Raw genomic sequence first — 25,738 nt, forward strand, 5'->3', positions numbered from 1 at the left:
ATGCAGATCAATTCGCCTAAAAAAACCTCAGCAAGCGGCTGCCGGCCTTGATCACGGTTCCGGCCACGCGGCCTTGTAGGGTGGACAAGCGCAGCGCAGTCCACCCGCGGCGCACGGGGTTCGGTGGACTGCGCTAGCGCTTGTCCACCCTACGGCCGGAACGATGATCGAGGTCCGGCCGACGTCGCCCTGGCGGACTCTGATCCTGTGTCGCCGGTGATCGAGCGCGGCACGCCGCCGCCCGCCAACCGGCCTCAGCGAGGCAGGCCCATACAGTTGGCGTAGTAGGTCACGGTGGCCGGCCAGTCGGCGAAGACACCCATCACGCCCACGTCCTTGGCCAGTACATGCAGGACTTTCATGACATCACCTTCACGGGAGATGGCGGAGTCGAACGTCTGGTAGTAGAAACCGTTGTTGCCGTCGGCCAACAAACCGGAACGCTCCAGGGTCCAGGTGATGATTTTGAGTCCGGCCGCCTTGGCGTCCATGGCATACTGGGAGGGCACGATCTGCTCGCCGGCGGTGGTCAGCAAGGCGAAGGTGGGCGGCGCGACGATGTTGAATCCCTCGGCCTTGTACCCGAGCAGATCGGCGGCGCTGGGCAGTGCCTCGACCGTCTCCGCGTCATCCAGGTAGACGGCTTGTCTGCCGAATGCGGGTTCCTGGGCGATCCAGTAACGGATATCGCGGATGTCGAAGGATTGGGGATAGACGTTGCGTGGGGGTACGCCGGCGGCACGGTATTCGTCGATCATCTGCTGCGCATAATCCTCCTGCGTGTAGCCCTCATAGGGCATGGTCACGCTGGCGCTCTTCAACTCCGGTGTCATTTTCACGTGCAGGACTTTGAACAGTTCGATGCTCTCGGCATGGGTGAGCAGGGTGCCGCTGGTCGGACCCGCGTAGAGGTCGGTGCGGAAACTGGGGGTTCCGCCCAGATATTCGCGCGCTGTCTGGGCTGCGGGGTTGAAGGCGTCCATCTTGCCCCTGAGTGACTTGAACTCGGCAAGGGTGATATCGCTGGTGCAGCACAGGGCCGAGGCCGGCGTATCGATGGTGCCGTCGTACTTGAAGGTTGCGGCGGTGAACGGCTTGGAGCACTTTTCGGCAAGCGGGGTGTCCAGAATATTGGTGGTCGTGTGCAGATCGCACTGGGAGTGACGGCAGACCAGTTCCTTGTCTGCGGTGAAGGTCACGTCGCACTCGATGATCCCGGCGCCCATGCGTGCCGCGGCCACATAGGACTCCAGGGTGTGTTCAGGGAATTGCAGGGCGGCACCGCGGTGGCCGATGGAGAACGCCGTCTTGCGCAGGTCGCTGTTGGCGCATGAGCGCAGTTTGTTCTTGAGTGGGCCGTCGGCCATGTCGTCCACCAGAAAACCGGGGCGCGGACCCAGGTGAATCGTATTGCCGATACCCTTGTATTCATTGAACTGACCGGCTGACCAAGCCGCCTGAGCAAGGCCGGCAGCCGCCAAGCCGACCAGCAGTGTCAGGATCGTCGTCGTGCTGCGAAACATCGGGAATTCCTCGTTCTGGTGAAGGGAGTGGGTGGGCAAAACGTCGGCCTTGGCCGTGCGCTTCACGGGCGCCGCCGGGTAGGTGAATGTCTGATGTTTTAGCACGATACGATTACGAAAAAGCGACAGTCATGCGACGGTCTTGCGCGACTGCCTGTCGATTTCGGTTGCCGGGGGTACTGGTGCTATTGATGCGATTGATGCGATTGATCGTTACGGCGATGGTGACCGTGGTCGGAATCGGCTGCGCGGCGTTGCTGTGGGCCGCGGAGCCCGCGCTCGACGCGCGGGCCGCCGCGGCCGGGCGCCAACAGGCGGCGGGCGGCTGGTTACAGCTCGAACAGGATCAGCGGGCGGTGCGCCGTCAGGCCGAACCCATGACACCACCGCAGTCGCAGCAACTTGAGATCCAGGCGCAGCAGGAACGGCTGGAACTGCGGGGGACACTTCAGGATCAGCAGCGAGAGCTAGACCAGGCCGCGCGCGCTCGATCGCGTGCCGCCGATCCCGGCACATCGCCGCCGGGGCAGGGCGCACGCGCGCTGGGGCTGCAGATGCGCCAGGCAAGGGAACTGGACGCGCTGCGCTTGCGCCGCGGACTGGACCGCGGGTTTCGGGCGCCGCCGACGCCGGGGCAGTAGTGTCAGGGGGGTGGATGCGGCGCGCGCGACCGCCGTGCCAAATCCCGAGCAGCGTGCGGCGCGCCTTATCCACCCTACAACGACAACTTTTAAACCGCGTCTCCACCGACGTTGGTGAAATCACCAAGGTTGAACATACGATGAAAATTTCGCATGTCGCGCTGGACGCGGTTTAGTTCAATTGAATCCGCTGTCCCCAGGGCACCTTTGACTGACCCTTGACCAGCCAGATGACCGGGTAAGGGGGTTCCTGCTTGGGGAATTCGCCCTCGGCGTCGGTGAAGTAGATCAGCAAATCGGGCTGGATACCGGCCTTGGCGACCCACTGGAAGACCGGGACGAAGCTGGTCCCGCCGCTGCCCTGGAGCGCGGTCGGGCGAATGACCTGCTCCCAGGGCTCGTAGCGGAAGGGCGCGCCCGCGCACAAGGCAGCGTCGCAGGGCAGCAGGGTCACGCGGGCACGCACCTGGCCTTTCAGGGCGTCGATCTCATCGATGAACTCTTCCAGTTCCTGATCTTTGATGGAGCCGGAGGTGTCGATGGCGATGATCAGGTCCAACTGCTGGCTGCGCAGGCTGGGAAGGATGAAGTCGCCCTCCCGGCGCGACGGACGGGCATAGCTGAAGTCGTCTCGGGCGGTGGCGCTCAGGTAGCGCGCGAGCAGCATCCGCCAGGGTAATTGCGGCTGAAGCAGATGGTCGATCATCCGCGCGAGCTCGCCGCCGAGTTTGCCGGCCTGCATGGCCTGCTGTGCGGCACCGGCCAGGCGCTGCTGCCACTGCACCGCGAGGGTGTCCTGTTCGTCGGGTGTCAGCGGTTGGGGGGCGCCGGCTCCGCCGCCCGGTTCGGGCTGGGCGTTGCGTGCGCCGCCTTGATCCGGCTCGCCCGCGGCGGGCTGCTGTTGCGGTGGCCGCTGGTCCAGGTCTTTTTCGGTCAAACCGCTCTGCCGGCCGCGGTCTTGCTGGTGTTGATCGTCCTGATCGTAGGCGTGGGTGTCGAGCGTCTCGGACTGATCCTGTTCGGCGATCAGCGGATAGATTTCCTCCGCCGTCATTCCCTTGTACATCGGCATGACCAAGGCCCCCGGCGGCGGCGTCAGTCCGTCGGCGATCAGCAGCGGGTTCACGGCGTAGTCGCAGGCCAGATCCCAGCGGTGACGCACGCGATGCCGACGGCGGGCGAAGTGGGAGAGGGCACAATGCAGGGCCTCATGGGCGAGGATGAACTGGGTCTGATCCAGGGTCAGTGCCGCGATGTACTCGGGATTGTAATAGAAAGCGCGGGCATCGGTGGCGGTGGTCTTGCACCAGTCCGTGGCGGCGGCGTGCATCGGCAGGCGCAGCACCAGCGCTCCCAGGAACGGCTTGTCCAGGATCAGCCGCGTGCGGGCCGCAGCTAGCTTGGTTTCAATGGGGGTTGGTGGCATAGCGATCAGTGACGGATCGGAAAAAAGTTAAACAACCGATACACTCGTTGTCGTTGTCTTCTCGTTCCCACGCTCCAGCGTGGGAATGCCGTCCGGCCGCTCCAGCGGCCAGTGGCATCACGCGACGCCGGTGTTCCTGCGCCGGAGCGTGGGGGCCAGATTATCGAAAACTCGATTACGACAACGACAACGAGAAAGACCGGGGCGCCAACGGCGTTTCACTCAAACAGCATGACATCCGCCACCGCCTGCGCCCAGTCGGCGAAGGCCGGCACCTCGAACACCCGGTTGCCGATCGCCCGGTGCAGGTCGGACACCAGCATGACGCCCAGTTCGCGGGCCGGGAATCGATTGGCATAGCGCAGTATGTTGCCGATGGTCTGATCGCGGCGGTCGCTGTCCTGGGCGCGGATGGCGCGGCCGACCAGGGCGGCGGCCACCGCATACTGGAGGTCGATCTCGCGCGGCACCGGCACCGGGTCGCCGTTGACGATGGCGTCCAGGTCCGGCATCTGGTCCAGGCTGTTGATGAAGGCCGTGAGTTCGATGCCGGCGGCGGGTCCGACACAGGCCTGCAAGGTCCCTTGCAGCAGTTCCGGGTGGTCCTCGAACTTCTTGAGACCGCGATGGGCGAATTCCCAGGAGCGGGGCGAGGGGAAGGCCACCGGGTTGTGAGCCGGATCGAAATCGAACAGCAACTCCGGGCGAAAGCGCAGGAAGGCGATCACCCGTTCGTCGATCCCGCTACGATAGGCCCAGGCTACCCAGTCGTCCAAGTGGGTTTCGACCTCGAAGTGCGAGAAGCGGTTGGCCAGCGGTGCCGGCATGCTGTAAGTCACGCCGCGATCACCCTGGCGGTTGCCGGCGGCGAAGATCGCCCAATGCGCCGGCACCTGGTACTCGCCCAGACGGCGGTCGAGGATCAGTTGGTAGGCGGCGGCCGATACCGCCGGCGGGGCCGAGGTGATCTCATCGAGGAACAGGATGCCGGTCGGGCCGTGGCGCGCGGCATCGGGCAGCAGCGCCGGGATCGCCCACTCCACCCGGTTCTCCACCCGGAAGGGGATGCCGCGCAGATCGCTCGGCTCCATCTGCGACAGGCGGATGTCGATCAGCGGCACCTGATGGCGCCCGGCGATCTGGGCCACCATCTGGGATTTGCCGACGCCCGGCGGACCCCACAACATGACGGGTGTGTGGTGACCCTCGGGGGTGCTCGCAAACTCGCGCTCCAGGACGCGAAGCAACAGGGCTGGACGCATGGCGGGTCTGGTTCCTCGTGGGTACGGGGGTCGGACAGGTTGTTCACCGCGTCGCGCCGACGCGGGGGCGGGCAGTCGCCACGCCTGGAGAAACATGGGTTTGGTGCTCGGACTTCACAAGCGGACAGGACACCAACCGCCGCGGGCGGCGGTCAGTGTCTTGTCATCCATAAGAAAACCGCTGTATTCTAATCACCCTTCTCGTCCCCGCGCCCGCTCGGAGGACTGGCGGCGATCACAGGGGATTCCAAAACAAAATGCCCGGAGACCGGAAATGAACCAGTTCTACTACGACGCCGTCACCAAGATGGAAGAAATGGGCGTCGATGACGAATATATCCAGGGGTGGCAGTGTGGTTTTCTCCAGAACCCCAAGCGCGAAGAGCAGCGCCTGACCGAGGCCTACGAGGCCGGTTACACCGACGGGGAAGAGAAGTCCACCGACAACTTCGGCGAGTGGGTCGCGGACTGAACCGGAAAAGGCGGGAGTACCCGCCTTTTCTGCTGTTCTGAAGACACTTGATATCCCGGGAATCGAGCGTCGTCCGACGCTTGACCCGCTTGGTCTCCGATGCCGTCATCGACTCCCGACCTGCCGTCCCCGGCCAGCCCGCCCGCGCGTCTGCGCGGCTTGCTCGCGGGCGACGCCTTCCTGACTATGCCCTGCTGTTTCGACGCGCTGTCGGCGCGGCTGATCGAGCAGGCGGGTTTTCCACTGACCTTCATGAGCGGGTTTGCCGTCTCGGCGGCGCGGCTGGGTCTACCCGACACCGGCCTCATCACCGTCACTGAAATGTTGGATCAGGGCCGTGCCATCTGCCAGGCGGTTGCGCTTCCGGTCATCGGTGACGGCGACACCGGCCACGGCAACCCGGCGAACGTGCGGCGGACCCTGGAACAGTTCGGTCTGGCCGGCTTTGCCGGGGTCATGATCGAGGATCAACTCGCCCCGAAGCGTTGCGGTCATACCGGCGTCAAAGAGGTCGTCGGGCGGCCTGCCGCGCTGGCCCGCATCCGCGCCGCGGTGGATGCCCGGGACGCCGGAGCCGGCTGCCTGATCCTGGCCCGCACCGATGCACGCAGCGCGCTGGGACTGGACGAGGCCATCTGGCGGATGCAGGCCTTTGCCGACCTGGGTGCCGACATCCTGTTCCTGGAAGCACCGCGCGATATCGCCGAGATGGCGCGGTTCTGCCGTGAGGTCCCCGGAATCAAAATGGCGAACATGCTCGAGGGCGGGATCACGCCGATACTCCCGCCGACGCGCCTGGCCGACCTGGGCTATCGCATTGCCGCCTATCCGCTGACACTGCTCGCCGCGGCCGTCGCGGCCATGCGCGACGCCTTGGGCGACCTGGCCGCCGGGCGCACCCCGCCGCGCCTCACCGACTTCGCGACCCTGCGTGCTATGCTCGGGTTCGATGACTACGACCGGCTGCTCGCCGCCTATGCGGACCCCGACGGCGCGGTTTGACCCGCAACCCGGAGCGGCCTGCCATGGGTGACAAGAGCTATCTCAAAGACCTGATCCTGCTGCGAAATGATCCTTCCAAAGTGCCGCTGATCCGGGATCGGGCGCGGGCCGGGGAGATGGACGCCCAGTACGCCATGGGGCTCATCTACGCCGAGGGCCGCGGCGTGGAGATCGATCTGGCGCAGTCGCACTATTGGCTGTCGCTGGCCGTGGCCCAGGGTGACCGCGACGCCGAACAGTTGCGCATCATCGTCGGCAGCCAAATGACCGATGAAGAGTACGCGATCTCCAAACGGCTGCGCGCGGGACCGCTGTTGGGTGCGGTGAGGGCCGATTAGGCGATTGCCGACGGGTGTGGGCGACGGTGACTTGGATCCACGCGCGCAGCCCGCCCGGGCCGCATCCGCTCCTGTACCATAGAACGCAACCCCTGGCGGGCATCGCTCCGGTCGCAGCCCGCCGCACACACGCATCCAGGACCACACCATGACGATCGACCCCGCGCAATGGCGGCGCTTCCAGCGCCTGCGGTGGAGTACCTACGCCATCCTGATCCTGGCCTATATGCTGGTGTACTTCCACCGCATGGCCCCAGGGGTCGTGACCAGTGAGCTGATGGCCACCTTCCAGACCAGCGGGGCGGCCCTGGGTTCGCTGGCGGCCATGTATTACTACATCTATACCGCCATGCAGATTCCCGCCGGGGTGCTGGCGGACACCCTGGGGGCACGCATCAGCGTCACCCTGGGATGCCTGATCGCCGGGGTCGGGTCGATCCTGTTCGGGTTGGCCGAGACCTTCGCGGTTGCGTCCAGCGGCCGGTTCCTGGTGGGGCTCGGCGTCTCGGTGGTCTTCGTCGGTCTGATGCGCTCCAACACCCAATGGTTCTCTGAACGCAATTTCGGGTTTCTCAGCGGCATCACCCTGCTGCTCGGGAATCTGGGCTCCATCCTGGCAGCCGGGCCCCTGGCGTTGCTGCTGGATGTCACTTCCTGGCGCGGGGTCTTCGTCGGCATCGGCGTGCTGTCGCTTTTGAATGCGCTGCTCACCTGGCTATTCGTGCGCAGCCGGCCGGAGGACGCGGGCTTGCCCTCGGTGCGGGAATTGGAGGGTCTGGTCTCGCACCCGGAGCGCCACCGTCACTGGGTGATCGATCTGCACGGGGTCTTCGTCACCCGTGCGGTCTGGCCCAGCTTCTTCCTCATGTTCGGAATCACCGGCAGTTTCTTCGCCTTCGCCGGGCTTTGGGGCGTACCGCTGATGCGTGACACCTTCGGGCTGGACCGCACCGCCGCCTCGCTCTATACCACCGCGGCCCTGGCCGGATTCGCCCTGGGATGTCTGGCGATGGGGTCGCTGTCGGACTGGTTGGGGCGCCGCAAGCCGGTGCTGATCGGCACCACCGTACTCTCGGTGCTGGCCTGGCTGGCGCTGATTCTCCTGCCTTGGGGTCCGGGCTGGAGCGGTTTCCTGCTCTATGCCGTACTCGGGTTCTCCGGCGGGGGCTTCGTGGTGGGCTATGCCGCGGCCAAGGAAGTGGTTGCGCCCGGCGTCGCCGGCATGGCCATCGCGCTCGTCAACACCGGGCTCTTTCTGGGTGCGGCCATCATGCAGCCGGCCTTCGGCTGGGCCATGGATCTCACCTGGGACGGCACCCTGGTCGACGGCGTGCGCCGTTATGCCCTCGGCGACTACCACAACGGGCTCTGGCTCTCCGCCGGCTTCGCCCTGCTGGGTCTGATCGCGGCGCTCTTTGTGCGGGAGACGCGCTGCCGTAATTTGACGGTGGCAGGCTGAGTCACAGGTCTTCACTCATGACTGCCGCCGCCGGTATAGTGGACCCAAGAATCCATCCACACGAAGATACGGCGGGGTCCGGAACAGGTGCTGACAGGTGACATCAGGAATCAGGTCGATCTGCTCGGCAAGATCGCCTCCGCCGGTCAGAACGGCCAGTTCCGCACCCCGCGCCATGCCATCGGTCTCATGGTCGAGATGATGGAGCCGCAGCCGCGGGACCGCATCTGCGACCCGGCCGCCGGCACCTGCGGCTTCCTGGTGGCCGCCGGGGAGTATCTGCGCGAACACCATCAGGCACTGTGGCGGATGCTGGTGGAGGAGCACAAACTCGATGCCGTGGTGAAACTCCCCTCCGGCGTCTTTCGCCCCTATGCCGGCGTCTCCACCGCCATCCTGTGTTTCACCAAGACCGGCGTCGGCGGCACCGATCAGGTCTGGTTCTACGACGTGCAGGCCGACGGCTACTCGCTCGACGACAAGCGCAACCCGCTGCTGCCGGCCGAAAAGCTCGGTCCGACCCCCCGCGAGCCGCTGACGGATGAGGACCACGTCAAGAACAACCTGCCCGACGTCCTGCGGCGCTGGCGGGAGCGTGACGGAACCGAGCGCGAGCGCCCGCGCACGGCGCAGAGCTTCTGCGTACCCAAGGCCGAGATCGCCGCCGGCGGAACCTATGACCTGTCGCTCAATCGCTACCGGGAGGTGGAGCATGTGCAGGTGGAGCATGATGCGCCGGCCGATATCATTCGGGAGTTGCGGGAGATTGAGGCGGAGATTTCGACCGGGTTGACGCGGCTGGAGGAGATGCTGAAATGAGCGATCTATGCTCTCATTCCCAAGCGCCAGCCTCATCTTCTCGTTCCCACGCTCCAGCGTGGGAATGCAGTCCAGCCGCTCCAGCGGCCCGTCATTCGCATTCTGCCCGGCATCTGCTGAATGAGACGCGACGCTGGAGCGTCGGCACTTGCTCCCACGCTGGAGCGTGGGAGCCAGAAGCGGGTGTGAGCCGCCGTTCTCGTTCCCACGCGCCAACCTCATCTTCTCGTTCCCACGCTCCAGCGTGGGAATGCAGTGCGGCCGCTCCAGCGGCCCGTCATTCGCGTTCTGTTCGGCGTCTGCTGAATGAGACGCGACGCTGGAGCGTCGGGACTTGCTCCCACGCTGGAGCGTGGGAGCCAGAAGCGGGTGTGAGCCGCCGTTCTCATTCCCACGCGCCAGCCTCATCTTCTCGTTCCCACGCTCCAGCTTGGGAATGCAGTCCAGCCGCTCCAGCGGCCCGTCATTCGCATTCTGCCCGGCATCTGCGGGATAAGACGCGACGCTGGAGCGTCGGGACTTGCTCTCACGCTGGAGCGTGGGAGTGAGAAGAGAGGGGATGCTAGGATGAAGAAGGTACCGCTAGGTGAGGTGAAGCCGTCGTGCGTTCCGAGTCTGAATCCGGAGGATTTTGAACTTTGGAGCATCCCTGCATTTGATAGTGGTCAACCAGAATGGCTAGTTGGTTCCGAGATCGGTTCTGCAAAGAAGTGCGTTGAACCGGAGGATGTTCTTCTTTCGCGCATCGTGCCCCACATTCGCCGCTCCTGGGTAGTTGGCCCCAAGTACGGTGCGCGTCAAATCGCTTCGGGCGAATGGATAATATTCCGAGGCTCGCGATTTTTCCCACCCTACCTGCGCCATGTCTTGATTTCAAATGATTTCCATGCCTGTTTTATGCAGACAGTTGCTGGTGTTGGGGCATCGCTTCTAAGGGCACGGCCTGAAGGCGTCAAGGAAATCGAAATCCCGCTCCCGTCTCTTCCCGAGCAAAAGCGCATCGCGGCAATCCTCGATCAGGCGGACAGCTTACGCTGCCTGCGAAAGCGTGCCATCGACCGCTTGAACAGCCTCGGGCAGGCGATTTTCTCTGAAATGTTTGGCGATCCTGCGACCAATCAAAGAAATTGGCCTATTGGGAGGATCGACGACCTGACCGCGTCAACTCAATACGGAACCAGTGGCAAGGCAGGCGATGCCGGTGCCTTTCCGATTCTACGCATGGGAAACATCAAGGAATCCGGCGCCTTCGATTATTCAAGGCTCAAGTATATTGACTTGCTTGCTCCGGACGTTGAAAAGTATACAGTGCGAGACGGCGATATTCTATTCAACCGAACAAACAGCCCCGACTTGGTCGGAAAAACAGGTGTGTATCGCGGAGACAAGGAATACGCATTTGCGGGCTATCTGGTAAGGCTGCGAACCAACGACCAAGCCGTTCCGGAATACATCGGAACATACTTGAACAGCCCCGTTGGTAAGAAGACTCTGCGTGGCATGTGCAAGGCCATTATCGGGATGGCAAACATCAACGCAAAGGAGTTGCGCACAATCCCCATACCTCTTGTCCCAATAGACCTGCTCTAGCTCCCACGCTCCAGCGTGGGAGCAAGTGGCGACGCTCCAGCGTCGCGTCATGAGAGACGAGACGCAATGCATACGGGCCGCTGGAGCGGCCGGACTGCATTCCCACGCTGGAGCGTGGGAACGAGAAGTGGGTGGGAACGAGAAGACGAAAAGAACGAGGTACGATCATGGGCCGCGACCGCTATAAGTTCGGCGATTCCGCCGCGCCGCATTTTCTGACCTGCACCGCTCTGCAGTGGCTGCCGCTGTTCGCCCAACCGGCCAATGCCAAAATTCTTCTCGACTCGTTGCAATACCTGCAAGCGGAAGGCGGTCTGACAATCTACGGCTATGTGATTCTGGAGAACCACTGCCACCTGCTCGGCCGCTCGCGCGATATCGGCAAGACCATGGCGAGCTTCAAGTCCTTTACCGCTGGGCAGATCGTCAAGCGTTTGACCGAGCGTCATTCGCCGGTGCTGGAGTTGCTCGCTTTCCATAAGGCACGGCACAAGACGGATCGGGAGCATCAGGTGTGGCAGGAGGGGTCGCATCCGGAGCAGGTCGAGGGCGAGGCGATGATGTTGCAGAAGCTGGAATACATCCATAATAATCCGGTCGCGCGGGGGTATGTGGATGATCCGCTGCATTGGCGGTATTCGAGCGCGCGGAATTATGCCGGGCAGGCGGGGTTGATCGAGGTTGCGACGCAGTGGTGATGGCCGTTGGGTTGACGAAGGACGCCCAACAATCAACTGGTTCGGTGCGTGCCCAGTCGGCTTGCTCTGGTTCCCGCGCTCCAGCGGCGCGTCATGAAGGATGAGACGCAATGCATACGGGCCGCTGGAACGGCCGGACTGCATTCCCACGCTGGAGCGTGGGAACGAGAAGACCGGGGCGAAACCCTTCACTTCGACACCCCTGGCGCCTTCTTCAGCAAGTTGACCGAGCGCCGATGGGCCTTGCTGCGGCTCCTGCAGGGGACGGAGGAGATGTCGGAGCGCGAGTTGGCGCGCCGAGCCGCTCGCGACGTGAAGCGCGTCCATGAAGACGTTGCCGCCCTCGCGGATTTGGGTCTGGTGGAACGGACGGAACGCGGCGGCATCGTCTGTCCCTTCGCCGACATCCATGTGGACATGCACCTGCGCGAGGCGGTGTAGGGCCAAGATCGCCGACTTATAATTCTGATAGCTTCCCTATGTGCTCCGGCTCCCACGCTCCAGCGTCGAGGCGCGATGCATATGGGCCGCTGGAGCGGCCAGACTGCATTCCCACGCTGGAGCGTGGGAACGAGAAGACCCTCGACAACTTCATTGTCCGGCCCAAGCGCCGATACGTCGAGAAGTACCAGGACAAGACGGCTTGGGATCGGCTGCCGCGCGAGGCGCGCGCCGAGCTGGCCGAGCATCTGGCTGGACTGCCGAGCGCCTTGGTGGATGACGACCTGGCGGCCAAACAGTTCGATCTGCTCGTGCTGATGACGCAACTCGCCGTGCTGCGTGCGGAGCGCGGCTTCGACAGCCTGCAGATGCGTATCCGGGGGATTGCGGCTCAGCTCGAAGCGCTTGGTAATGTGCCCATGGTGAAGGCGCAGTTGGAGTTCATTGCCGAGGTACAGACCGATGACTATTGGCAGGACATTACAGCGGCGCTGCTGGAGCACCTGCGGCGCCGGCTGCGCGACCTGGTCAAACTGATCGAACCGCAGGAGCGCACGATTGTTTACAGCGACTTCGAGGATGAGATCGGTGAGGCGGTGGGGGTGTCCTTTCCGCACGTCGGCTACGGCACCGACAAGTCCCGATTCCTGCTGAAGGCCAGACACTTTCTGGCTCAGCACGGGGATCATCTCGCCATCATCAAGCTGCGGCGCAACGAGCAGCTCACCCCCTTGGATCTCACCGAACTGGAGCGCATCTTCGTGCATGAGGGGATCGCGGGCGATGAGGACCTCGATCGCATTCGCGGAGAGGGCGGCATCGGCCTGTTCATCCGCTCACTGGTGGGTCTGGAGCGCGAGGCGGCCAAGGACGCTCTGGCGGGGTTCATGGTTGGACGGACCCTGACCGCCAATCAGATCGAATTCATCGATCTGATCCTGAATCACCTCACCGAGCACGGGGTCATGAACCCGAAGCGGCTTTACGAGAGCCCCTTTACCGACTTAGACGATCAGGGGGTGGCCGGCGTCTTTTCGATGGAGGACGCACGGGTGCTGATCGATGTCTTGAGGGATGTGGGGAGCCGGGCGGCGGCTTGAGGGCTGTGGGAGCGGCGTCCCGCCGCGATGCGGTGTCGCGGTGATCTCGAACGCCGCGACTGCGCGCCGGGCCCCATCGCGGCGGGACGCCGCTCCCACAAGGTCCCGGCCGGACGTTCGGGGAAGGACCCAGGGTGCGACGTTCGGGTGCTGACAGGAACGTTGATCACGGCCCCTCTTAACTTGATGTAATCGGAAAATGGCAAACCACAACACTGACTATTCAAAGATTGAACCCTCGCATTTCTTCGGGAGTCCTGAAGAGAAGACGAAGTTCAACTGGTTCGCTTTCGAGCTGGCGTCGGAGATCGATCGCGCGGTTCCGAACCAGTTGAAGCGCTATCTGTCAACCAAGGGTTATACCAAGAAGATGTTCAATAAGTCCTGTATAACACTTGCAGTGTTACTGCAGGAAGTCGTTCTGAAAAAACTGAGAAACGAGATTCCGGACATGGAGATCAGCTATACCGCAGTGGAACGCGCATTCCCGAGACTCAATGACGCGACCATCAATAGGCTATTGGATTGCACCGGTAAGGCGTGGGATAATTTGTTGAGCATCTGCGTGTCATGCCCATCGGCCTGTGTGTCGAACAAGGACGCCTATTGTGCCATGTTTGATGACAAAACTTACGACTGAAGATGACCGGACGATGAATGGTCCTCGTGGGAGCGGCGTCCCGCCGCGATGCGGTGCCGCGGTGATCTCGAACGCCGCGGCTGCGCGCCGGGCCCCATCGCGGCGGGACGCCGATCCCACGGGGTCGCTGCGCGACTTTCACGGTAAGCCTCAACCTCCGGTTTTCTTCCGGCCGGAACGATCATTCAGGCCGTCGAGCGGGTACGCCGTTTATCGCCTGTCTGAATCGCTATGGTACCGACAGTAGAGTTTAATGGCTGGCCACAACGAACCCGGCTCGCGGCTTGCCGGGGCATCCGCCAGGCAGACACCGAGTCCGGCGCCGTCGCCGATCGGGTCCGGCACCCAATGGGCACAGGTGCCGCAGGTGACGGGTGTTGCGGGCCTGAGCGTCGCATCCGGCAGTAGGTCCGGGTCTGAGAACGGCTCTGCCGTCTGCTCGGGTTCGATGCTCAGGGCGTCGGGGTACCAGGTGCGAACCTCATCGAAGGTCGCGGGCGGGGTGAATGAATGCGCTGCAACGGAACCATCGAGGTGACGCACCAGCCAGCATTGGCGGGCCGGCTCGGGTACTGGTTCCGCCGGGCTCGGTAAGCGGTGCTTGGCTAGCTTTCCCATCGTGCGATGGGGCTCAAGCAAAAGCGGTGGTCGGGGTCCGGTGTCATATCAACGGTTTCCGCGCGCAATCTGTATACAGGTGCGTATAGCAGAGAAACCGATGAATGTCGAGTGTCTTTTTTGGCTATCGAAGCTCGCGGCGCAGAGCGCAAGAGCGATGCGCGACACCGCGGAGCGGTGTCACGAGAGTTGGACATGGCTTTTGTCGGGGCGGGTTTGAAACCCGCCCCTACATCCGGTTATCGCGTTGGACGCCCCTATCAGTCGCGGTCGCGACGCTCCACGGTCTCGGGGTCGGCGATGATGGGGCGGTAGATCTCGACGCGGTTGCCGTCGGCCAGCTTGGCGTCCAGGCGGGTGATCTTGCCGAAGATGCCGACTTGATTGCGGTCGAGATCGATCTCCGGGAATTGATTGAGCAGGCCGGATCGCACGATAGCCTCGCGCACCGTGCTGCCGTCCGGCATGTCCAGCTTGAGCCAGGTCTGTTTGAATTTGTCCGCGTACGCGATGCCGACGTGCATTGAATAAACTCCACTCCAGTGTTGCGGTCCAGTGTTGCGGGATCAGCTCAGGACCGGCTCCGCGCTTGCTTGCCGCCGGCGATTCGCGGCGGCCCGTGCGTCGATCAGGCGCTTGCCGGCGAGCAGGAAGCCCAGGGCCAGGAAGCCGCCGGGCGGCAGGATGGCGAGCAAGAAACCCCGATAGTCCGGAATCAGGTGCAGTTCCAGGAAGCCGAATGAGGGTCCAAGCAATTGCGCGGCTCCGGCGAACAGGGTACCGCTGCCGATCACCTCGCGCACTCCGCCCAGGACCACCAGGACCAGGGTGAACCCAAGCCCGATGGCGAGCCCGTCCAGGGCGGAGGCGGCGGCTGGATTCTTCGAGGCGAAAGACTCGGCGCGCCCCAGGATGGCGCAGTTGACCACGATCAAGGCAATGAAGAGCCCAAGGACTTTGTGCAGTTCATGCGCATAGGCATTGAGACCCAGGTCCACCAGGGTGACCAGGGTGGCGATCAGCACGATATAGACGGGGATGCGAACCTCGGGCGTGATGACCCCGCGCAGCAGGGACACCAGCAGGTTGGACAGCACCAGTACCGCGGTGGTGGCAAGCCCCATGCCCAATCCATTGGTTGCGGTGCTGGTCACCGCCAGGGTCGGGCACAGGGCCAACGCCTGGGCCAAAATGACGTTGTTGCCCCACAGGCCGTCACGGGTGATCCGGCCCCAGTCGGTGGCGGGTTTCGGTTTGGCGGCATCGGTCATGGGAGACTCCTGGTATCGATCAGATCCGGTCTGCAACTGAATGGGGCAACGAACGCATATAGCCTTCGGACGTGATAACCGGACCTAGGGGCGGGTTTCAAACCCGCCCCTACACGAAGGTCTGTCTGGATATCAGGTGCGAACGCTTTATAACCTTTACCGCGGCGGCGCCAACAGCTCCGTTTGATTCGCGGCAAAGAATTCGAGTCCGCCCTTGATGGCGCGCACCACCGCCCGCGGGGTGATGGTGGCCCCGCTGAACTGATCGAAAGTGCCGCCGTCCTTCTTCACACCCCAGCGTTCAGCCGGCGGGTCGCCCAGAGAGCGGCCCTTGAAGGCCAGAATCCAGTCGTTCTTGGCGGCTTCGATCTTGTCGCCAAGTCCTGGGGTCTCCTTGTGGGCGAGGACCCGGGTGCCGAGCACCTGGCCTTGGGCATCCAGGGCCAGGATCAGGGTGATCTCACCCGCGTAGCCGTTGCCGATCACCTGGTAAGCCACCCCAGTGACCTGGCCCGCGCGCAGGGCGCGGTAGACCAGGACCGGGGCGCCGGCAGCGTCGGTCAGGGTGAGCGGGTCGGCCGCCAGGTCATTGTCGTGGATTTCGCTCGGCATGACCTGACTGAGCGAGGCGTTGAGGTCCTCGGCGTGACGCAGGGCGATGGGCTCACGGGTCACCCGGTCGGCCACCGCGAGCAGGGCGGCGGCCAGCAGGGTGAAACCGCCCAGTAACAGGGCCTGGTAAAGAATGCCGCGCGGCAGGCTGGCCTGGACTGCGGTGCTCATCGGGTCACCTCGGCGTCGGCATCGTCGGCGTATTCGATCGGGGCGCCCTTGCGGTCGCGTCCGTAGACGCGCGGTCGAACGTAGTGATCGATCAGGGGGGTACAGGTATTCATCAGGATGATCGCGAAGGCTACTCCCTCCGGATACGCGGCCCAGGTGCGGATGCTGTAGATCAGCACGCCCAGCCCCGCCCCGAAGATCAACTGCCCGCGCGGCGAGATCGGCGAGGTCACCGGATCGGTGGCGATGAAGAAGGCGGCGAGGAGCGTAGCCCCGCCGACCAGATGATAGAGTGCGTCGGGGTAGTGGCCCGGGTCATACAGGTTCATCAGGGTCGCGGCCAGGGCCAGCGTGGCGATGGTGGCGACGGGGATGTGCCAGGTGATGACCCGCTGTGAGAGCAGGAAGAGCCCGCCGAGCAGGAGCAGTAGGGCGGAGGTTTCGCCCATGCTGCCGGCCAGGGTGCCGACCGCGTCGGACCAGGGCTGATAGATGCCCGGCAGGATGTCGGGGAGGGGATGGCCCTGGCCGAGTTCAGTGCGGACTTGGCCGAGCAGTGTCGCCCCGGTCACCATGTCTGGACCGTCCAGGCCGAAGGTGATCGCCAGGCCCTCGCCGAAACCGGGAGCCTGCGGCGAGAACAGCGGTGCCGGGGCCACATACCGGGTCAACTCGGCCGGAAAGGAGATCAGCAGCGCCACCCGCGCGACCATCGCCGGATTGAACAGGTTCTGGCCGATGCCGCCGAACACCTGTTTGGCGACCACGATGGCGATCAGCCCGCCCAGGACGCCGATCCACCAGGGCGCCCAGGGCGGCAGACTCATGGCCAGGAGCCAGCCGGTGAGCAGGGCCGAGCCGTCCAGCAGGCTGGGCCGCAACGGCTTCTCCGCCGCCCGCAGACAGGCGGCTTCCGCGACCAGGCAGGTGCCGACCGTGATCAGGAACAGGAAGATCGCCGGCCAGCCGAACTGCCACAGGCTGAACAGGGTGGCGGGGAGCAGGGCGAGGACCACCAGCACCATGATCCGCGAGACGCTGGTCCGCTCATGGGCGTAGGGTCCCGCGATCGGGGTGTCGCTATACATCTCAGGCCTCGGCCCGGCGGTCCGCCGGTGTCTGGGCCGGCGGCTTGCCGGCGGATTCCCGTTTACGCGCGGCCATGGCCTCGCGCTTCGCCTGCTGGATCGCCTCGATGCGCGCGGTGCGCTGTTCGATCAGGCGCTTGGTCTCGGCCTGCTTTTGCTTGGCGCGTCCGCGGGCGGCCATCTCGCCTTTCGCGTAGTTGAAGAACTGAACCAACGGGATGTGGGCTGGACAGACGTAGGAACAGGACCCGCAGCCGATGCAGTCCATCAGCCCCAGGCGCACCGTGCCGTCGAGGTCTCCGGCGCGGGCATGGGCGGCCATCTGCAGCGGCAACAGGCCGCAGGGGCAGGCGGCGACACAGTTGGCACAGCGGATACAGGGGGCCGCCGCCTGCGCATTGACTTCCTCGGCGGTCAGGGCCAGGACCCCGTTGCTGCCCTTGACGATCGGCACCCGAGTGCCGGGCAGTGGATTGCCCATCATGGGGCCGCCGCTGATCAGGCGCGTGGGTTCCTCCCGGAAGCCGCCGCAATAGTCGATCAGATGCTGCACCGGCGTCCCCAGGGGCACCCGCAGGTTGCGCGGCCGGGTGATGGCGCCGCCGCTGACGGTGACCAGGCGCGACACCAGCGGCCAGCCCAGGCGCAGCGCCTGGTGGACCGCGAAGGCAGTGGCCGGGTTATGGACCACCACGCCGATGTCGGCGGTGAGTCCGCGGGCTGGGGTCTCGCGGCCGGTGAGGGTCTGCACCAGATGCTTTTCCGAACCCATGGGGTAGCGCATGGGCAGGCCGGCCACCCGCACCGCGGGACTGTCCGCGGCCGCCCCGGTCATGGCCGCCTGGGCCTGGGGCTTGTTGTTCTCGATGGCGATGATGATCTGCGTCACCCCCAGGGCATGGGCCATGATGCGGGCGCCGTCGAGGACCTGCGCGGTGTGCTCGCGCATCAGCCGGTCATCGCAGGTCAGATAGGGCTCGCACTCGGCGCCGTTGATGACCAGGGTGTGGAGCCGGTATTTCTTGCGCAGATTGAGCTTGACCGCAGAAGGGAAGGTGGCGCCGCCCATCCCGACGATGCCCGCCGCGGCGACCCGGGCCGCGATCTCATCGGGGTCCAGGGCGAAGGGGTCGGGCACGCCTTCGATGCCCTCCAGCCACTGATCTTTGCCATCGGGTTGCAGGGTGATGGTCCGTACCGAGAGGCCGGAGACATGGTGCGCCGGGAAGCTGCCGATCCCCATGACGCGCCCGGAGGTCGGGGCGTGCACCGGGGCGGAGATGGGTCCCTGGCCGATGCCCAGCAGCTCACCCTTGGCCACCTGCTGACCGCGGCGCACGGCGGGGGTGGCCGCGTTGCCGATATGCTGCTGCAAGGGAACATGCAGCAGGGGCGCCAGGGGCAGGTCTTCGATGGCCTGGTCGGCCGCCAGATGTTTGCGGTCTTCCGGATGAACGCCGCCGCGGATGTTGAAGAGTTTCATCTTATTCGCTCATCCAGATCAAGCGCTTAGCTGGGCCGGATTGGGCCAGAACCAGGTCTGCAGGGTCGCCGCCACCGGCCGCATCTCGATGCATTCGGTGGGGCAGACCTCGAAGCATTTGCCGCAACCGATACAGGCATCGGCGAAAACGCTGTGGATCATGTTATTCGCCCCCATGATCGCGTCCGATGGGCAGCGCTTGAAGCATTTGCAGCACCCGATGCACAGGTTCTCGTTGATGTGAGCGACGGTCGGGGCCTGCTCGGCGACGCCCGCCAGGTTGACCGCTTGTCCGAGCAGGCTGGCGAGTTCCTCGACCACCGCCCGACCGCCGGGGACGCAGATGGTAACGGCGGCCGTCCCGCTGGCGATCGCCTCCGCGGCCGGGCCGCAGCCTGGGTAGCCACATTGTCCGCATTGAGAACCGGGTAATAGGGCGGCGACTTTGTCGGTGAGCGGATTCCCCTCGACCCGCAGGTAGCGGGAGGCGAGGCCGAGCAGCCCACCTAGGGTCAGGCCGAGAAGTGCGATACTGCCGATGGCGATGATCACGATTGCGTTTCTCCGGGGCCGTCCGCGATCAGGCGGCGGCCATGTTGGTCACGCCAGACCCGCGAAGCCCATGAACCCGAGGGACAAGAGACCCGCGACGATGAAGGCGATTGGCAACCCCGCGAAGGCCGCGGGTACCTGGGCTAGGGCCAGACGCTCGCGCAGCCCGGCAAAGAGAACCATGACCAGGGTGAAGCCCAGGGCCGAGCCAAACCCGTACACAACACTCTGAAACAACCCTTGCCCCTCCTGGGATGTTAACAAGGCAATGCCGAGCACAGCGCAGTTGGTGGTGATCAGCGGCAGGTAGATGCCCAGAACCTGGTATAAGGCGGGTGAGACCTTGCGGATGACCATTTCGGTGAAGGTCACCACGGCGGCGATCACCAGAATGAAGGTCAGAATACGCAGGTAACCGATTTGAAGGGGCTCCAGTAACCAATGGTCCAACAGCCAGCCCGCCAGTGTGGCCATGGTGAGGACGAAGGTCGTGGCCAGCCCCATGCCCAGGGCGGAGTCGATTTTGTTCGAGACACCCATGAAGGAACAGAGCCCGAGAAACTTCACGAGCAACACATTGTTGACCAGCGCGGTCCCTAAGATCAGCAGCAGGTACTCGCCCATTCCCGAATCCACCGTCATACTTAGCTTGGGACTCCAAATGCAATCGCGATGCCAGAATAACGGGGGGCGCGGCGGCGGTGTACCGAAGTGCTCCGGCAGGCGTGCGATTCCGATACTGACCGCACAAAGGATCAGGGCTTTAGCGTTACGATGGCGGCGGGAAGCGGGGGCCGTCCACGCGGGACGGCGACCCGAGCCGACTCCAAGCTGTGGTCGACACGACAACCCGACCGCGGCGCGACGGTGGAATTGTCGTAAGATCGACAAGACGTCCGCCGCGCGGGTCGGGGACCGGGGGCGCGGATGCCGATCAGGCGATTGCCGGAGCACTCAACCGGCCGTGCCATCCGGTTTTGGTCGGACGGCGCCGCTCGGGTATGCTTCGTGCAGTATTTCGCAACCTACAGACCTCATGACCCTGACTGGAGATCGCCGTGTCGGCTCGACCAAACCCGGAGTCCGCGGACCACGTCGTTGTGAATGCCTTGAGTGAGTTCCTCGCCTCGCCCCCGGCGGGTACGCCGGGGGAGATCATCGAGGCGCTAACCCTGATGGCCGGGAATGCGGCGGACCCGCTGCCGCCGCGGCTCTTTTTCGAGGCCGTGGAACAGGCGCCCTCCGCCATTTCGATCACCGACGCACGGGCGCGCATCCTCTACGTCAACCGGGCCTTCGAGCTGTTGACCGGCTACACCCGCGAGGAGGTGATCGGTGAGAACGAGTCGATCCTGTCGAACAAGGCGACGCCGGAGAACATCTATCAGCACCTGTGGCGGACCATCCAGGGCAAGCAAACCTGGACCGGTACCCTGGTGAACCGCACCCGTCAGGGTGGGGACTATCTGGCCGAGTTGACCATCGCCCCGGTGTTGGATCAGGGCGGCGGACTCAAGTATTTCCTGGGGATGCACCGGGACGTGACCAAGGTGCACGAACTCGAGGGCGAACTGCGCCGCCAGAAGATGCGCATCGAGACCGTGCTGGATGCCGCGCCGGTGGTGGTGGTGCTGCTCGATGCCGAAGGGCGGGTACTGCTGGAGAATCAGGCGTGCAAGAAGCTCTACAGTGAGCTGAGCGGCCGCGAGCCGGGGGAGGCGTTCAGCGCGGCCCTGCGTGAGCAAGTGGGTCTGGACCCGTTGGTCGAGTGTCTGAGCGGGCGCGCGTTCAAAGATTTGGAGATCAGTATCGCGGCACCGGGTTCGAGCGGTCCCCGCTGGTTCTCCTGCTCGGGGACCCCGGCGGACGAACTGGACCCCAGTGCCCGCGGTTTCTTCGGACGGCAAAAGAAGGGCGAGCGGCGCATGCTGCTGCTGGCCAACGAGGTGACCGCGCGTCGTCGGGAGATCGAGCGTGCCCACCTGGAGAACCTGCGCGCCCGCCTGGCGGAACAGCAGTTGACGCACAGCTTGCATGAGACCATGGCCGCGTCCATCTACCAGATTCAGGCGCCGATGAACGTCATCCAGGCCGCCGCGGCCCTGGCGCGCAGCGGCAGCGCGAGCCTGGAGACCCTGGCGGAGATGCTGGAGGATATCAGCCGGTCCGGCACCAAGGCGCTGGACACGCTGAAGGCGGCTTTGCCCGAGGGTCCGCGTGAACCGGGTGTCATGGTCAACGTCAACGAACTGCTGCGCCAGGTTCTGGAGTTGGAAACCGACCGCTTGCTGGCGGCCGGCATCGTGGTGGATTGGCGACCATCGCACCTGCTGCCGGAACTGCCCGGTCATAAAGATTCGTTGCGGTCGCTATTCAAGCATCTGATTGATAATGCGATTCAGGCGGTGAATGAGTCCGGCCGTCCGCAACGCGATTTGTTGTTGGCGACCCGCAGCGTCGACGGCGCCGTGGAGGTCGCGGTCCAGGACAATGGTCGCGGTATCCCGTTCGAGGATCGCTTTCGGGTTTTCGAGCCCTTCTATATCGGTTGGCGCAATCGGCGTGGCCGGGCCGGGATGGGGCTGCCCATGGCGCAGGAGATCGTCAATGCCCATGGCGGCTACATCGAGGTGGACCCGGACTATCAGGACGGTTGCCGTATCCACCTGACCTTGAGCGCTGTACCGGCAGACCAGTAAGGCGCTGAAATGTGAGTCACCGTTCGTGAAAAGCAGCGGGGTTCGTGGTGCGGACCGAAACCGCGACTGACTTCGCTCGTCACTGTTATAGCCGTCGAATATGATGACCGGACGTAGGGGAGGGTTTAAAACCCGCCCCTACACCAAAGCTCTGTCTGGATATCAGGTGCGAAGGCTATAACCAACCACTAACCACCAGCTACTCGCCATTTAGCTAATGAACCCTGACCCCCTGGATTCAGTCGATGCCGCGGACGCCGCCCGACTGGACCTGCTCGACGCCCAGTTGGATGCGCTTTATGAGGTCAGCAGCGTCCTGAGCCGCTCGCTCGACCTGCGACAGACCTTGCGTGAGGTATTGCGGGTGCTGCATGACCGCGGCCGGCTGTGCTATGGCCTGGTCAGTCTGCTCGACGAAGAGAGCGGCGACCTGATGATCAGCGCCTTGCACAACAGCGATGACGCCGATCCTTTCGAATCAGTGACCTATCGTCCAGGTGAAGGCGTCATCGGGCGCATCCTGGAGCAGAACCAGTCGTGCGTGCTGCCGCGGGTCGGCGATGAGCCGCGCTTCCTGGACCGACTCAACCTCTACCGGCCCGACCTGCCGTTCATCGGCGTGCCCATCCGTATCGGCGAGGGGCGGGCGGTCGGCGTCTTTGCCGCGCAGCCGCCGGTGGTCGACGACCTGCTGGATCAGCGCGCCCGCTTCCTGGAAATGGTCGCCAATCTGATCGGTCAGGTCATCCGCCTGGCCCGCAAGGTCGAGGCCGATCAGGCGGCGCTGCGCGAAGAGCGCGACAAACTGCGCCGCGAGGTCAAGGGCGCGCACGGATTCGACAGCATCATCGGTCGGACTCAGGCCATGCGCATCGTTTTCGATCAGGTGCGCCAGGTCGCCAAGTGGACCACCACCGTGCTGATTCGCGGCGAGTCCGGTACCGGCAAGGAGCTGATCGCCAACGCCATCCATTACAACTCACCGCGCGCGCGCGGCGCCTTCGTGAAGCTCAACTGCGCGGCCCTGCCCGACAACCTGCTGGAATCCGAACTCTTCGGTCATGAGAAAGGCGCCTTCACCGGCGCGGTCAACATGCGCAAGGGGCGCTTCGAGCAGGCCGACGGCGGCACCCTGTTTCTGGATGAGATCGGCGAGATCAGCCCTGCCTTTCAGGCCAAACTGCTGCGGGTCTTGCAGGAGGGCGAATTCGAGCGGGTCGGCGGGGGCCGCACCATGAAGGTCGACGTGCGCATCATCGCCGCCACCAACCGCGATCTGGAGGCCGAGGTGCGCGCCGGTGAGTTCCGCGAGGACCTCTATTACCGGCTCAACGTCATGCCCATCCGCATGCCGGCCCTGCGCGAGCGCATCGAAGACGTGCCGGATCTGGCCCGTTTTCTGGTCACCAAGGTCGCGCGCCTGCAGGGGCGGGACCTGCAGATCACCGACAGCGCGCTGCGCATCCTGATGCGCCACGACTGGCCAGGCAATGTGCGCGAATTGGAAAACTGCATGGAACGGGCGGCCGTCATGAGCGAGGACGGCACCATCGACCGCGACGTGATCGAACTCACCGGGCTCGACGTGAGCACCTGGGACGGCCGCTCCGTGAACGGCGCCGGAGCGGCACCAGCCCCCGCCTTACGCTCCACTGCCATCGATGGGGCCGAGGCCGTTCCCAAGGTCGATCTGGATGACCCCGACTTGGACGAGCGCGAGCGGGTCATCGCCGCGCTGGAAGAGGCCGGCTGGGTGCAGGCCAAGGCCGCGCGCCTGCTCAACATGACGCCGCGCCAGATCGCCTACCGCATTCAGACCTTGAATATCAAAGTGCGGCAGTTCTGATCCTGGCCGCGCGGGGTTGCTGCGGATCGGCAAGACCGCGGCCCGCTCCAGCGACCGGTTAGGGTGCAAGCGCGCGGGATCGCTCCCAGGCCGGTGCGTGTCGATTCAGAAGCTGCGGAGGCCCGACAGGATGCTGCGGGCGGTCCATACGGTCTCGTTCACATCGTGGACCGTGTTGACGGCACCGCGGCGCTTGACGGTCTCCGTATGGACATTGCGCTCCTGCACGGCGGCTTGCTTGTTGAACTGCTTGAATTCGGCGTCCGAAACTACGCCATCGCCATTGTAATCCGACACCTGCTGGGCGTTCATGGTGGCGGCACAGCCGGTGAGCGCGAGTGCTGCAGGAAGCAATGCGAGATAGACTTTCATTCCCCAATCTCCTGTGATACACAGAACGACTTGTTCGCGATCAGTAACCATCGTAGCGGCCGCGGTAGCAGGGTCCCCCGCCACAGCGTCCGTAGTAATAAGGACTATAACCATAGCCATATCCGCCCCATCCGTAGGGGGTGGCGGGGACCGGGGTCACCGGGGTCTGTCGCTCCAGCGCCTCCACATTGGCGGTTCCCTGCACGGTGCCGCCTGGGCCTTGTACCCCGGGCGCGACACATGCCGTGAGCCCTAATACACACAGTAACAGTAGCAGGCCAATCGACCGTTTCATCGTAATGTCGCTCCACCGAGCGGGACTCGGCAAGATAAGGTTCGGCCACGGAGCCGTTTCGCGCCCTCCTGTGCAATGCGGCCGGACGACGCACGCGGGAAGCTGATACTCAAAAAAGAGTAGTATATGGTTGAGACTAGGGCAAGCCGCTATGTCGAGGTCGAGGGAGATCAGGGCGCGTTCGGCGGCCGACGCGCGCAGACAAAGATCACCGCCGCTCGCAGATCATCGTCATCGGCCGCTACAAACTCCGGAGCCAACAGCGGGCGTGCTCGGCGCACCTCCGCCTCCGGGAAGGTCTGCTCAATCGAGACACAGACCTCTGCGAAACCGCAGTCCGCGAGCAGGCGCCGGTAGTTGCCAACGCGCAACCGGTTCGGGCCGCCGAGATTGCCGAACTGTAACTGCCAGACCCAGGTCGGCGTCTGCAGGAACGCGAGTGGCGAGCGCTCGTAGCGATCGTGACTGCCAAGGTCCACGCAATGGGCCATCCAGCCACCTGGATTGAGCAGGTCGTACATGGCATGCAACCCGGCCCGCAGGTCGGCCACATGCTCCAACACCGAGGTCGAGACGATGAGGTCAAAGTGACCGATCCGCTCCGCACGGGCCGCCTCGATGGGCAGATTGGGCAGGTAACGCAGCAGCGGCCCCGGCGCACCTGCAACCCGGACCTGATCGAACCGCTCCCGCGATAATCCGGCCGGCAGCGCCGCGGCCAGCGCCATGTACATTTCGGTGATCGCCGTGGTCCTCGCGCGCAGTTCGTCGCACGCGTCGATTGCGAGCACTTCCCGCGCCCCGGCTGCCATACAGAGCAGCCCCACACCGAGATGCTCGCCGGGCCCGAGTTCCAGTACCCGTAGACCGTCGAAGTGATCGAGTCGCCCGCGGAGCAGGCGTTGGTAGGTGGTGAAGTTGTCAAGCACATGGCCGGCGTATCGGGCACCGACCAGATCGCCTGTACCCGTGCTCGCTCGCGCGCGCAGCCATCGCCGCAGCCGTCGATACCAGACGGTTCCCATCTATAGTGGACCCCATGTCCAGGACAGTTTTCCCCCGAATTTAAGTTGTCGTGCCGACGTTCATCGCAGCGGTTTGGCGCTGCCCCAGCCACCGCGGAGCGGTCGTTAAGACGGCATCCGCGCAGCGATTAAGAAAAGATCTGTTGCTGTTGCGCCGCAGGCGTTCTCAGCCAGCTCCGGCGGCCGTGCGGCGCAGTGTGGGCAAAGGGTGAATGAGTGTGGGCAAGGTGGGGGCAACGCGCCCACGGCGCGTTGTCCCCGGCTTGTCCACACGGTCGCTACTGCGACATTCACG

General features: G+C 64.3%; 27 protein-coding genes. 13 read left to right on the forward strand and 14 right to left on the reverse strand.

From position 1 onward, the window contains the following. Nucleotides 1-254 precede the first annotated feature (254 nt). Nucleotides 255-1,523, reverse strand: coding sequence for a glycerophosphodiester phosphodiesterase family protein (locus tag A39O_RS0106345; RefSeq protein WP_026199208.1), 1,269 nt, complete (start codon nucleotides 1,521-1,523; stop codon nucleotides 255-257). A gap of 200 nt (nucleotides 1,524-1,723) precedes the next feature. Here A39O_RS0106345 and A39O_RS0106350 point away from each other — a divergent pair, with 200 nt between their 5' ends. After that, nucleotides 1,724-2,164, forward strand: a complete 441-nt coding sequence (locus tag A39O_RS0106350; RefSeq protein ID WP_157639719.1) for a hypothetical protein — start codon at nucleotides 1,724-1,726, stop codon at nucleotides 2,162-2,164. A gap of 172 nt (nucleotides 2,165-2,336) precedes the next feature. Here the strand turns inward: A39O_RS0106350 and A39O_RS0106355 are convergent, their stop codons facing one another. After that, complete coding sequence (locus tag A39O_RS0106355) at nucleotides 2,337-3,590, reverse strand: vWA domain-containing protein (protein ID WP_020503856.1); 1,254 nt, start codon at nucleotides 3,588-3,590, stop codon at nucleotides 2,337-2,339. A gap of 218 nt (nucleotides 3,591-3,808) precedes the next feature. Continuing rightward, on the reverse strand, nucleotides 3,809-4,852 hold the full coding sequence (locus tag A39O_RS0106360; protein WP_020503857.1) for an AAA family ATPase: 1,044 nt from the start codon (nucleotides 4,850-4,852) through the stop codon (nucleotides 3,809-3,811). 274 nt (nucleotides 4,853-5,126) lie between these two features. Here A39O_RS0106360 and A39O_RS0106365 point away from each other — a divergent pair, with 274 nt between their 5' ends. The 10 genes from A39O_RS0106365 (at nucleotide 5,127) to A39O_RS0106410 (ending at nucleotide 13,411) form a co-directional block, all read left to right on the forward strand. After that, nucleotides 5,127-5,324, forward strand: coding sequence for an Alvin_2107 family globule sulfur oxidation protein (locus tag A39O_RS0106365; RefSeq protein WP_020503858.1), 198 nt, complete (start codon nucleotides 5,127-5,129; stop codon nucleotides 5,322-5,324). A 99-nt stretch (nucleotides 5,325-5,423) separates the two neighbouring features. Next, entirely contained in the window at nucleotides 5,424-6,326 is a 903-nt protein-coding gene (locus A39O_RS0106370; protein WP_020503859.1) for an isocitrate lyase/PEP mutase family protein, read from the forward strand. Nucleotides 6,327-6,349: 23 nt separating this feature from the next. After that, nucleotides 6,350-6,664, forward strand: a complete 315-nt coding sequence (locus A39O_RS0106375) for a sel1 repeat family protein (protein WP_020503860.1) — start codon at nucleotides 6,350-6,352, stop codon at nucleotides 6,662-6,664. A gap of 148 nt (nucleotides 6,665-6,812) precedes the next feature. After that, nucleotides 6,813-8,123: an MFS transporter gene (locus tag A39O_RS0106380; RefSeq protein WP_020503861.1), complete on the forward strand. Its 1,311-nt coding sequence runs from the start codon at nucleotides 6,813-6,815 to the stop codon at nucleotides 8,121-8,123. Between the two features lie 87 nt (nucleotides 8,124-8,210). Then, entirely contained in the window at nucleotides 8,211-8,942 is a 732-nt protein-coding gene (locus A39O_RS32280) for an HsdM family class I SAM-dependent methyltransferase (RefSeq protein WP_020503862.1), read from the forward strand. A gap of 567 nt (nucleotides 8,943-9,509) precedes the next feature. After that, nucleotides 9,510-10,532: a restriction endonuclease subunit S gene (locus A39O_RS0106390; RefSeq protein ID WP_157639721.1), complete on the forward strand. Its 1,023-nt coding sequence runs from the start codon at nucleotides 9,510-9,512 to the stop codon at nucleotides 10,530-10,532. Between the two features lie 167 nt (nucleotides 10,533-10,699). Beyond that, on the forward strand, nucleotides 10,700-11,230 hold the full coding sequence (locus A39O_RS0106395) for an REP-associated tyrosine transposase (protein ID WP_020503864.1): 531 nt from the start codon (nucleotides 10,700-10,702) through the stop codon (nucleotides 11,228-11,230). Between the two features lie 93 nt (nucleotides 11,231-11,323). Next, nucleotides 11,324-11,671 (forward strand): HVO_A0114 family putative DNA-binding protein, encoded by a 348-nt coding sequence (locus tag A39O_RS0106400; protein WP_020503865.1) that lies wholly within the window; start codon nucleotides 11,324-11,326, stop codon nucleotides 11,669-11,671. Nucleotides 11,672-11,709: 38 nt separating this feature from the next. Further along, nucleotides 11,710-12,771: a type I restriction-modification enzyme R subunit C-terminal domain-containing protein gene (locus A39O_RS0106405; protein ID WP_020503866.1), complete on the forward strand. Its 1,062-nt coding sequence runs from the start codon at nucleotides 11,710-11,712 to the stop codon at nucleotides 12,769-12,771. 199 nt (nucleotides 12,772-12,970) lie between these two features. Then, on the forward strand, nucleotides 12,971-13,411 hold the full coding sequence (locus A39O_RS0106410; RefSeq protein WP_020503867.1) for a hypothetical protein: 441 nt from the start codon (nucleotides 12,971-12,973) through the stop codon (nucleotides 13,409-13,411). A 210-nt stretch (nucleotides 13,412-13,621) separates the two neighbouring features. Here A39O_RS0106410 and A39O_RS40460 read toward each other — a convergent pair whose 3' ends face one another. From A39O_RS40460 to rsxA, 8 genes are all read right to left on the reverse strand, one after another. Further along, a complete protein-coding gene (locus tag A39O_RS40460; protein WP_157639725.1) occupies nucleotides 13,622-14,029 on the reverse strand; it encodes a hypothetical protein in 408 nt (135 codons plus the stop codon). A 260-nt stretch (nucleotides 14,030-14,289) separates the two neighbouring features. After that, nucleotides 14,290-14,553, reverse strand: coding sequence for an RnfH family protein (locus tag A39O_RS0106415; protein ID WP_020503868.1), 264 nt, complete (start codon nucleotides 14,551-14,553; stop codon nucleotides 14,290-14,292). Between the two features lie 42 nt (nucleotides 14,554-14,595). Next, nucleotides 14,596-15,300 (reverse strand): electron transport complex subunit E, encoded by a 705-nt coding sequence (locus A39O_RS0106420; RefSeq protein WP_020503869.1) that lies wholly within the window; start codon nucleotides 15,298-15,300, stop codon nucleotides 14,596-14,598. Nucleotides 15,301-15,456: 156 nt separating this feature from the next. Then, nucleotides 15,457-16,083 (reverse strand): electron transport complex subunit RsxG, encoded by a 627-nt coding sequence (rsxG, locus tag A39O_RS0106425; protein ID WP_020503870.1) that lies wholly within the window; start codon nucleotides 16,081-16,083, stop codon nucleotides 15,457-15,459. Continuing rightward, nucleotides 16,080-17,171 (reverse strand): RnfABCDGE type electron transport complex subunit D, encoded by a 1,092-nt coding sequence (locus A39O_RS0106430; RefSeq protein WP_020503871.1) that lies wholly within the window; start codon nucleotides 17,169-17,171, stop codon nucleotides 16,080-16,082. The genes rsxG and A39O_RS0106430 overlap by 4 nt, the downstream gene beginning before the upstream one ends. A gap of 1 nt (nucleotide 17,172) precedes the next feature. After that, nucleotides 17,173-18,654, reverse strand: a complete 1,482-nt coding sequence (gene rsxC / locus A39O_RS0106435; protein ID WP_020503872.1) for an electron transport complex subunit RsxC — start codon at nucleotides 18,652-18,654, stop codon at nucleotides 17,173-17,175. Between the two features lie 18 nt (nucleotides 18,655-18,672). Next, on the reverse strand, nucleotides 18,673-19,206 hold the full coding sequence (locus A39O_RS0106440) for an RnfABCDGE type electron transport complex subunit B (RefSeq protein ID WP_020503873.1): 534 nt from the start codon (nucleotides 19,204-19,206) through the stop codon (nucleotides 18,673-18,675). Between the two features lie 48 nt (nucleotides 19,207-19,254). Next, entirely contained in the window at nucleotides 19,255-19,830 is a 576-nt protein-coding gene (gene rsxA / locus A39O_RS0106445) for an electron transport complex subunit RsxA (RefSeq protein ID WP_020503874.1), read from the reverse strand. 434 nt (nucleotides 19,831-20,264) lie between these two features. On the opposite strand from rsxA, the gene nifL reads away from it, so the two are divergent. Further along, the gene (nifL, locus tag A39O_RS0106450) at nucleotides 20,265-21,905 is read left to right on the forward strand and encodes a nitrogen fixation negative regulator NifL (RefSeq protein WP_026199209.1); all 1,641 of its coding nucleotides are present in this window, start codon (nucleotides 20,265-20,267) and stop codon (nucleotides 21,903-21,905) included. Nucleotides 21,906-22,122: 217 nt separating this feature from the next. After that, entirely contained in the window at nucleotides 22,123-23,751 is a 1,629-nt protein-coding gene (nifA, locus tag A39O_RS0106455; RefSeq protein WP_020503876.1) for a nif-specific transcriptional activator NifA, read from the forward strand. Nucleotides 23,752-23,856: 105 nt separating this feature from the next. Here nifA and A39O_RS0106460 read toward each other — a convergent pair whose 3' ends face one another. The 3 genes from A39O_RS0106460 to A39O_RS0106465 all read right to left on the reverse strand — a co-directional run bounded on the left by A39O_RS0106460 (nucleotide 23,857) and on the right by A39O_RS0106465 (nucleotide 25,443). Continuing rightward, nucleotides 23,857-24,123, reverse strand: a complete 267-nt coding sequence (locus tag A39O_RS0106460; protein WP_020503877.1) for a hypothetical protein — start codon at nucleotides 24,121-24,123, stop codon at nucleotides 23,857-23,859. A gap of 40 nt (nucleotides 24,124-24,163) precedes the next feature. Further along, nucleotides 24,164-24,418, reverse strand: coding sequence for a hypothetical protein (locus tag A39O_RS40465; RefSeq protein ID WP_157639727.1), 255 nt, complete (start codon nucleotides 24,416-24,418; stop codon nucleotides 24,164-24,166). Between the two features lie 170 nt (nucleotides 24,419-24,588). Further along, nucleotides 24,589-25,443, reverse strand: coding sequence for a class I SAM-dependent methyltransferase (locus A39O_RS0106465; RefSeq protein ID WP_083924546.1), 855 nt, complete (start codon nucleotides 25,441-25,443; stop codon nucleotides 24,589-24,591). Nucleotides 25,444-25,738 lie beyond the last annotated feature (295 nt).

It is taken from the genome of Lamprocystis purpurea DSM 4197 (assembly GCF_000379525.1).
Lineage (GTDB): Bacteria > Pseudomonadota > Gammaproteobacteria > Chromatiales > Chromatiaceae > Thiodictyon > Thiodictyon purpureum.

What these genes read in the sequence shown, in the direction of transcription:
- A39O_RS0106345 (WP_026199208.1), bottom strand. Translation starts at nt 1,523, where the DNA reads ATGTTTCGCAGCACGACGACGATCCTGACACTGCTGGTCGGCTTGGCG.
- A39O_RS0106350 (WP_157639719.1), top strand. Translation starts at nt 1,724, where the DNA reads ATGCGATTGATCGTTACGGCGATGGTGACCGTGGTCGGAATCGGCTGC.
- A39O_RS0106355 (WP_020503856.1), bottom strand. Translation starts at nt 3,590, where the DNA reads ATGCCACCAACCCCCATTGAAACCAAGCTAGCTGCGGCCCGCACGCGG.
- A39O_RS0106360 (WP_020503857.1), bottom strand. Translation starts at nt 4,852, where the DNA reads ATGCGTCCAGCCCTGTTGCTTCGCGTCCTGGAGCGCGAGTTTGCGAGC.
- A39O_RS0106365 (WP_020503858.1), top strand. Translation starts at nt 5,127, where the DNA reads ATGAACCAGTTCTACTACGACGCCGTCACCAAGATGGAAGAAATGGGC.
- A39O_RS0106370 (WP_020503859.1), top strand. Translation starts at nt 5,424, where the DNA reads ATGCCGTCATCGACTCCCGACCTGCCGTCCCCGGCCAGCCCGCCCGCG.
- A39O_RS0106375 (WP_020503860.1), top strand. Translation starts at nt 6,350, where the DNA reads ATGGGTGACAAGAGCTATCTCAAAGACCTGATCCTGCTGCGAAATGAT.
- A39O_RS0106380 (WP_020503861.1), top strand. Translation starts at nt 6,813, where the DNA reads ATGACGATCGACCCCGCGCAATGGCGGCGCTTCCAGCGCCTGCGGTGG.
- A39O_RS0106390 (WP_157639721.1), top strand. Translation starts at nt 9,510, where the DNA reads ATGAAGAAGGTACCGCTAGGTGAGGTGAAGCCGTCGTGCGTTCCGAGT.
- A39O_RS0106395 (WP_020503864.1), top strand. Translation starts at nt 10,700, where the DNA reads ATGGGCCGCGACCGCTATAAGTTCGGCGATTCCGCCGCGCCGCATTTT.
- A39O_RS0106400 (WP_020503865.1), top strand. Translation starts at nt 11,324, where the DNA reads ATGAAGGATGAGACGCAATGCATACGGGCCGCTGGAACGGCCGGACTG.
- A39O_RS0106405 (WP_020503866.1), top strand. Translation starts at nt 11,710, where the DNA reads ATGTGCTCCGGCTCCCACGCTCCAGCGTCGAGGCGCGATGCATATGGG.
- A39O_RS0106410 (WP_020503867.1), top strand. Translation starts at nt 12,971, where the DNA reads ATGGCAAACCACAACACTGACTATTCAAAGATTGAACCCTCGCATTTC.
- A39O_RS40460 (WP_157639725.1), bottom strand. Translation starts at nt 14,029, where the DNA reads ATGGGAAAGCTAGCCAAGCACCGCTTACCGAGCCCGGCGGAACCAGTA.
- A39O_RS0106415 (WP_020503868.1), bottom strand. Translation starts at nt 14,553, where the DNA reads ATGCACGTCGGCATCGCGTACGCGGACAAATTCAAACAGACCTGGCTC.
- A39O_RS0106420 (WP_020503869.1), bottom strand. Translation starts at nt 15,300, where the DNA reads ATGACCGATGCCGCCAAACCGAAACCCGCCACCGACTGGGGCCGGATC.
- rsxG (WP_020503870.1), bottom strand. Translation starts at nt 16,083, where the DNA reads ATGAGCACCGCAGTCCAGGCCAGCCTGCCGCGCGGCATTCTTTACCAG.
- A39O_RS0106430 (WP_020503871.1), bottom strand. Translation starts at nt 17,171, where the DNA reads ATGTATAGCGACACCCCGATCGCGGGACCCTACGCCCATGAGCGGACC.
- rsxC (WP_020503872.1), bottom strand. Translation starts at nt 18,654, where the DNA reads ATGAAACTCTTCAACATCCGCGGCGGCGTTCATCCGGAAGACCGCAAA.
- rsxA (WP_020503874.1), bottom strand. Translation starts at nt 19,830, where the DNA reads ATGGGCGAGTACCTGCTGCTGATCTTAGGGACCGCGCTGGTCAACAAT.
- nifA (WP_020503876.1), top strand. Translation starts at nt 22,123, where the DNA reads ATGAACCCTGACCCCCTGGATTCAGTCGATGCCGCGGACGCCGCCCGA.
- A39O_RS0106460 (WP_020503877.1), bottom strand. Translation starts at nt 24,123, where the DNA reads ATGAAAGTCTATCTCGCATTGCTTCCTGCAGCACTCGCGCTCACCGGC.
- A39O_RS40465 (WP_157639727.1), bottom strand. Translation starts at nt 24,418, where the DNA reads ATGAAACGGTCGATTGGCCTGCTACTGTTACTGTGTGTATTAGGGCTC.
- A39O_RS0106465 (WP_083924546.1), bottom strand. Translation starts at nt 25,443, where the DNA reads ATGGGAACCGTCTGGTATCGACGGCTGCGGCGATGGCTGCGCGCGCGA.